At 68.1% G+C, this 6,423-nt stretch carries 6 protein-coding genes and 2 pseudogenes; 2 read left to right on the top strand and 6 right to left on the bottom strand.

Features of this window, described 5'->3' with window-relative positions:
• Positions 1-80 precede the first annotated feature (80 nt).
• The 3 genes and pseudogenes from JWR81_RS04450 to JWR81_RS34240 form a co-directional block, all read right to left on the bottom strand.
• A complete protein-coding gene (locus JWR81_RS04450; RefSeq protein ID WP_297646859.1) occupies positions 81-941 on the bottom strand; it encodes an aminotransferase class III-fold pyridoxal phosphate-dependent enzyme in 861 nt (286 codons plus the stop codon).
• A 253-nt stretch (positions 942-1,194) separates the two neighbouring features.
• Positions 1,195-1,851: a hydantoinase B/oxoprolinase family protein gene (locus tag JWR81_RS04455; RefSeq protein ID WP_297646863.1), complete on the bottom strand. Its 657-nt coding sequence runs from the start codon at positions 1,849-1,851 to the stop codon at positions 1,195-1,197.
• Positions 1,743-2,584: pseudogene (locus tag JWR81_RS34240) on the bottom strand (hydantoinase B/oxoprolinase family protein). The gene JWR81_RS04455 and the pseudogene JWR81_RS34240 overlap by 109 nt, the downstream one beginning before the upstream one ends.
• A 16-nt stretch (positions 2,585-2,600) precedes the next feature.
• Between JWR81_RS34240 and JWR81_RS04465 the strand changes: the two are divergent.
• Positions 2,601-2,807: a hypothetical protein gene (locus JWR81_RS04465; RefSeq protein WP_297646865.1), complete on the top strand. Its 207-nt coding sequence runs from the start codon at positions 2,601-2,603 to the stop codon at positions 2,805-2,807.
• Between the two features lie 159 nt (positions 2,808-2,966).
• Here the strand turns inward: JWR81_RS04465 and JWR81_RS04470 are convergent, their stop codons facing one another.
• The 3 genes from JWR81_RS04470 to JWR81_RS04480 form a co-directional block, all read right to left on the bottom strand.
• Entirely contained in the window at positions 2,967-3,662 is a 696-nt protein-coding gene (locus tag JWR81_RS04470; RefSeq protein WP_297646867.1) for a transposase, read from the bottom strand.
• A gap of 119 nt (positions 3,663-3,781) precedes the next feature.
• A complete protein-coding gene (locus JWR81_RS04475) occupies positions 3,782-5,260 on the bottom strand; it encodes a cytosine permease (protein ID WP_297646869.1) in 1,479 nt (492 codons plus the stop codon).
• 50 nt (positions 5,261-5,310) lie between these two features.
• Positions 5,311-6,015: a gamma-glutamyl-gamma-aminobutyrate hydrolase family protein gene (locus tag JWR81_RS04480; RefSeq protein WP_367278732.1), complete on the bottom strand. Its 705-nt coding sequence runs from the start codon at positions 6,013-6,015 to the stop codon at positions 5,311-5,313.
• On the opposite strand from JWR81_RS04480, the pseudogene JWR81_RS04485 reads away from it, so the two are divergent.
• Positions 5,943-6,423: pseudogene (locus tag JWR81_RS04485) on the top strand (molybdate ABC transporter permease subunit); the annotation flags it as partial. The gene JWR81_RS04480 and the pseudogene JWR81_RS04485 overlap by 73 nt on opposite strands.

A 6,423-nucleotide genomic window follows, 5' to 3' on the forward strand; every position in this document is an offset into this window, starting at 1 on the left:
AACGCTGAGCTGAAGAACTGGCGGATCCTGCGCAAGATCCGGTCCTGTCCCAGCCGGGCTTCCGAACTCGTCGCCGCAGTTCAGACCCTCATGATCGCAAGCACCTGATCAGGTTGGCAAAGGCTCAGTACCGCGCCCATCGGCAGGTAGCCCGACGTCAGGCCCTTCGCGCAGAGGACAAGGTCGGGCTCCACGCCGAACCGGTGTGCAGCGAACCAGTCCCCGATCTGGCCGAAGCCCGTGATGACCTCGTCCAGCACGAGCAGCACGCCCGATGCCCGGCAGATCCTCGCCACCTCGCGGAGGTAGCCCTCGGGTAGGAGCAGGATGCCCCCGGCGCCGAGCACCGGTTCGCAGATGAACGCGGCGACGTTCTGCGCGCCGAGACTCTCGATCGTCTTCTCCAGGGCGTCGGCCGAGTCCCAGGGGATCCTCGCCGTGTCGGGGACCAGATCCCCGTACCCGGCCCGGTTCGGCTCGATCCCGGCCAGCCCGGTGCCTCCGAAGTGCATGCCGTGGTACGCCGACTCCCGTGACACGACGGTCCGGCGCTCGGGCTGTCCCAGCGCGGACCAGTAGCGGCGGACCATCTTGATCGCGGTGTCGACGGAGTCGGAACCGCCGCTGGTCAGGAAGACCGAGGCGTCGGGCATGGGGGCCAGCGCGGTCAGTCGTGCGGCCAGTTCCTCCGAGGGTCCGTTGGAATAGTCACCGAAGGTGGAGAACGACGCGAGCTTGCCGAGCTGGTCGCGTGCCGCGTCCGCGATCTCCTGTCGCCCGTGCCCGACGTTGCAGTTCCACAGCCCGGCGACGGCGTCGAGGTAGCGGCGCCCCGAGGTGTCCCAGACGGTGACGCCCTCGCCGCGTTCGAGGACGAGCGGCTCGCATCTGGAGATCGACTCCATATTGGCGAACGCGTGCCAGAAGCTCGAGCGGGGCATGGGAACTCCTCTGTGGTGACGCGGAAGGCAGACCGGTGGCTTTCCCGTGCCACCGATCCTTGCCGTGGTCATCTGGTCAAGTCAGGTCGAAGAACAAGGCCACTCGCGTGGCGTGGAGGTGCGCGCGACGTGGGGGGAAGCAACCGCGGCGCTCGGTGCCGGCTGCCGCCGACCAGGAGCGGCGGTACGAGTCGGCCGTCGAGCGGCCCGGGCCGGCCCGAACCGGCCCCGGCGCCGTCGGCGGCGTCGCCGATCAGTCGACGGTGGCGAGCTCGGCCCGCCGGGCCGCTGTCGCTTCCTCGTCCACCGCGAGCGAGTCGTCGTTCGGCTCGCCTGTCAGCACCACGCCGTAGACCGACGAGGCGGCGGCCGGCGTCACATAGCCCTCCCGCACGTCGTGCAGGACCGCGGCGGTGTCGCGCTGGAGGGGGTCGCCGAAGCCGCCCCCGCTGGCCGTCACGTTGAAGACGTAGTCCCCGGGCTTCAGGCTGATGGCCGCGGTGCCAGGCATGGGCTTCTTCTCCCGGCCCGCCTCGCAGAGAGCCGCCGACGCGAGCTGGCCCGGCCCACCGCCGTGGATCCCGTGCGATGGTCGTTCATGCCCGTCGAGAACCCAGACGAGATCGATCGGCTCGCCCCGGGAGGTGTAGGACAGCTCCATGCCGACCGCGCCGCGGAACTTCCCGGCGCCGCCCGAGTCCGGCACCAGGTTCACGTGATCGAACTGCAGCGGGTACTTCTGCTCGTTGATCTCGATCGAGTCGCGGTAGAGCAGCCCGGCGCAGACCGGGAGGATCCAGGTCAGCCAGCCGTCGCAGGTGGAGGTCGCCGGGCCGCCGTTGTTCGCCACGAACAGCTGGTTGACGAAGGACGCCCCGGTCCGGAAGTCCGTGCCGGAGATGACGCCCATCCCGGGGCCATCCCCATGCCGCCCTCCGCGACCCCGTACTGCTCGCCGGCCTCACCGAGCACGGACTGGGTGAGGTTCACCAGGCGGTCCGCGACGTTGGCCGTCGCCATCGAGGCACACGTCGGGTGCTTCGGGACGCCGACGACGCAGTTGTCGCGCAGGTGCACGGTCACCCGGCGGAAGCTGCCGGCGTTGTGCGGGACCTCCGGGTCGATGTTGTTGAACAGCCCGGCGATCGCCATGTTCGTCGCCGTCGAGCGGTCATGTTCAGCCCGGCCGGGACGCAGTCCGGATTGTCCCGCAGGTCGATCTCCACGCGGCCGTTCTCGGCGTCGACGTCCATGACGACCTGCAGCGGGATGGGCGGCAGCTCGCCGCCGCTGTCGTGCTGCCCGGTCCGGGTGTAGCGGCCGCTCGGCAGCTGGGAGATCGCGTGCACCATCCGCCGCTCGGAGTAGTCGAACCACTGCGTGACGAACTCGCGGATCATCTCGATGCCGTAGGAGTCGACGAGCTCCTTGAGCCGGCGTTCCCCGGTGCGGGCGGAGCCCAGTGCCGCGAGGTAGTCGCCGTACCACTGCTCCGGCACGTGGATCCGGCGCCGGCACATCTCGATGACGTCACTGATGTCCTGGCGCTCCTGCTGGACGAGGACGCACGGGAAGTTCAGGGCGCCCTCCTCGTAGACGTCCTTGGCCAGTGCGAAGTACGTGCTGGGGATGCTGTTGCCGATGTCGGCCTGGTGAGCCTTGGCGTCTCCACCCCGGAGGTCTCCGGCGCCGACGTCGCCGACCGCCTACACCTGCTTCGCCCACACCCGCGACGCGATCGAGGTGCGGCTGGTGGTGCGCCGGGTGCGCCCGACCCCGGGCTCGCAGCTGGCGTTGTTCACCGACTTCGACTATCACGCCGTGGTCACCGACCGGGCCGGTGACTCGGGACGGTACCAACCGTGAAGCTCGCCCGGCGCGTCGCCGGTGATGGTGATGGTGCGGTCGTCGTGACGGAACCGGCGTGGCGGGAACGTCAGTTGCGGGTAGATCAGCGACAGCTTCGCCCAAACCGGCCGCTTCGTCCGGTGGACGTGCGCGCGGTCGGGCACCGGATGGCGGAGTTCAGCGTCGGTGGCCGGTCGCGGCGTCGACCGCGTGCACGACGTCCAGGACGAGGCGCCCGACCTCGTCCGGCAGGTGCTGTTGGTGCTGTGCGGTGGCGGCCACGAGCGCAGCCAGAGTGGCGGAAACCTGACAGCGCGCCGGATTGTCGCAGAACGCCAGCATCGGATGTAACCCGAACGTCTTCTTGAACGTCGGCGCCGCGCACTCCTTCTCGCTGTGACAGACCACAACCGACGCATCCAGGTCGATCACCGGCCCCGGCAGGTCACGTCCGGCCGCCCGAGCGGGCGGGAACGGCACTCCGGACAGCTCGGCGCGCTGCGCCCAGACCACCTCCCGCGCTGCGGCCCGAGCCCGGGAGACCGCGCCCAACCCGGTGGTGTCGAGTCGGTCGAGCAGCCGCCAACACGTCGAGTCCGACGCCGCCGACCCGAACAACGCGGCCTGGTCAGCCAACACCGCGACGTCGGAGATCGTCGTCGCGCCCTCGGCGACCGCGACCGCCATGTCCACCAACACCCGACCCGGGTCATGCCGCGCCCGCGGCTTGCGCAGGCCAGCCAACAACTCGGCGAGCTGCCGGTCAGCGTCCGGTCGGCCACGTCGGCGAGCAGCCGCGACCCGGCGTGCGACACCACACCCTCGCCGTCCGCGGTTGCCGTGATCCTCGGTCTGGTCGTTGTCAGCCTGCACCTCGAAAGTGCTCCCCTACCCGGTGGGCTGTGACTTCAGCAATCCCAGTTTCTCCTGGTAGCGGGGCACTTTCGCCTATCCGGACACAGACACACCGGACCTGTCATGAAGAGCCGGGGCTAGTGCGCTTCTAACCTGTCATGTGACGTCTCGCCTGATGCGTCTGGGGCTGCGGCTGGAGATTTTGATGGTCCCATCATGTTTGTCGGTTCGGGGAAGAGCCGCAGTGCGATCGGATACAGGATCCCCGCCGCGGCGCCCGCGACGATGAAACTAAAGTCCACACCTCCGAGCGCGTCCGCGCCCGGACCTACGTACCACGCATTGCTCGAACACACGAGACCCGCGGCAGCCGAAATAGCCCATACGAGCAGTCCTCGAAGGTTCATGCCGTGCCAGAACCAGTAGATCCCACCCTTGAGGCCACGGTTGAAGACTTGGAGGTCCTCTACGTCGTAGAATGCCTTCCGTCGAAAATGCCCGATTGCCATGATGACGATCCAGGGAATGGAGAATGAGCCCAACAGCGCAAGATAGACGCCGATTCCGTCGGCGAGCGTGGAGTAGAAGTAGCCCAGGTAGACGAGTAGTGTGGCGAGCGCGCAAGCGACTAACGTGGCCTGGACACGATTTAACTTCGGAATGATCGCGGACGTGTCAAGGCCAGTTCCGTAGGTGTTGATCACGGCCTGAGCCGTCCCCGAGGCGAGGCCGAGATAGATGAGTGCAGGGATGTACCAGATCGGCGCTGCGGTGACGAGTCCGAGAACGTATGGGGTGTCAGCGGAAGCGTTGTGAGAGGCGAACACCGCGCAGGCGGTGAAGGTTCCCCACATGAATGGACCGCCCATGCCGAAAGCGCCGCCGAGGAACATGGCGCGCACGATCGAGCCGTTTGTGTGCAGTTTGGTGGAGATGTGACGGGTCCAGTCCCCGGCGTAGGCTCCGTAGGAGGCGACGGTCGAGCAGCAGACCAGGGCTGATGCGACCCAGGTCGCTGCCAGCGAGCCGAACAGGAGGTGATGGGTTCCTGAGTAGTTGGCGTCGAATAGTCGTCCGTACACACCGATCCCGACGAGCATGCAGAGTCCTGCTGTCGGAATCATGAACCGCTGCGCCGCGACCATCATATTGTGACCGAGAATAGACACCACGGTGACCAGAACGCTGAGGACGGCGTAAGCGATGAGACGTGGGATGTTCGCGTCGTGCATATTGAAGTATCGCGCGAGGGCGCCGGCGAGCGCGTCGCCGCCGGTCCAAATGCTGGGCGCGGCGAACGCCAGCGAGGCGGTCGCCTCGAGCATTGAGCCGATCAGTCGGCCGCCGACCCCAAAGAATGCGCCGCTGGCGACAGGGTTGTTCGTTCCGCTCCGAGCGCCCATCAGCCCCATCGGGGCGAGCACGGCGCCACCGGCCATGGACCCGACAAGCACGGCGCTGGCCGCCTGCCACCAGCCCAGCCCGAACGCAACGGGGTACCAGCCGATGATGATGAGACTGAAGGTGAGACTGCCTCCGAATAGGATGATTCCAAGGTTTCTGGGCCTAGACTTCCTTTCTCTCATAGGAATGTAGTCGATGCCGTGCTGCTCCACCTGCGGACGCCGGCGAAACCGGGGGGACTCAGTGGCAGCGGGTGTGGACGTCATGAGGTCAACCCTTCTGCACCTTGTACGAGCCAGGTGAACGGTCGGAAATTTCGGCTGTCGTGATGTGCGTCAATTTCGGGATGCCATTGGAGGCCGAGCGTGTTGGTGCCCTCTATGGCCTCGATTGTCCCGTCCGGGCTCCATGCGGTGGCGCGAAGTCCGCGCCCGGGCTCCTGGATGCCCTGATGATGGTGCGAGTTCACGTTGTGAAGGCCGTGCAGTACGTGGCGGGTCAGACTATTCGGATCGGCTGTGACGGGGTGGCGGGTCGAGGCGTAGGCGCTGGTCGCCTGGAACGCGCAGTGGCCGCCGAATCCCGCTGCGGGCAGATCCTGGATGAGGGATCCGCCGGCGGCCACCGCCAATAGCTGAGCACCTCGGCATATACCGAGAATCCGCTTACCCGCGACGCGCATCGAGGTTGCGGACTGCACCTCGATCTCGTCGCGCAGAGGGTCCACGCTGTCGAGTGACGCCGCGGCGACCTGGTTGTACAGGCGAGGGTCGACGTCGCCGCCGCCCGCAAGGAGCAGGCAGTCGAGCCGGCCACCAGGGTCAGGCCGGAGGCACCGACCTGCCCGCCCCGCTGCAGTCGTTGACCACCCCGGCCACGCTGCCCGGAGGCTGAATGCCCGCCGCGGCCGAGGTCGCCCGCCGCCGGCGCGGGTCGAGCGGACTCGTCCCGACGGGGTTGTTCCCAGCGCTGATGTGGCTGGCCGGCGGGCTGCTGCTGGGGTTCATCGTGCTGCCGGTGATCCGGCTGGTCACCACCAGTACCCCAGCCGCCCTCGCGACGGCGCTGGGCGACGCCGACATCCGCGACGCGCTGCTGCTCAGCGTCACCGACGCCACCGTCTCCGCCGTGCTCGCCACCGGGCTCGGGGTGCCGCTGGCCTACCTCCTGGCCCGGCACCGGTTCCCGGGCCGCGCCCTCGTGCAGGCGGTGGTCGACCTGCCGCTGGCCGTGCCGCACACCGTCGCCGGGATCGCGCTGCTGTTCGTCTACGGGCGCACCGGCTGGATCGGCGCCCCCGCGGGCGCCGCGGGGATCGCGTTCTACGGCACCCAAGCCGGGATCGGGGTGGCGATGCTGTTCGTCAGTGCACCGT

Source organism: Pseudonocardia sp., from assembly GCF_025965585.1.
GTDB lineage: Bacteria > Actinomycetota > Actinomycetes > Mycobacteriales > Pseudonocardiaceae > Pseudonocardia.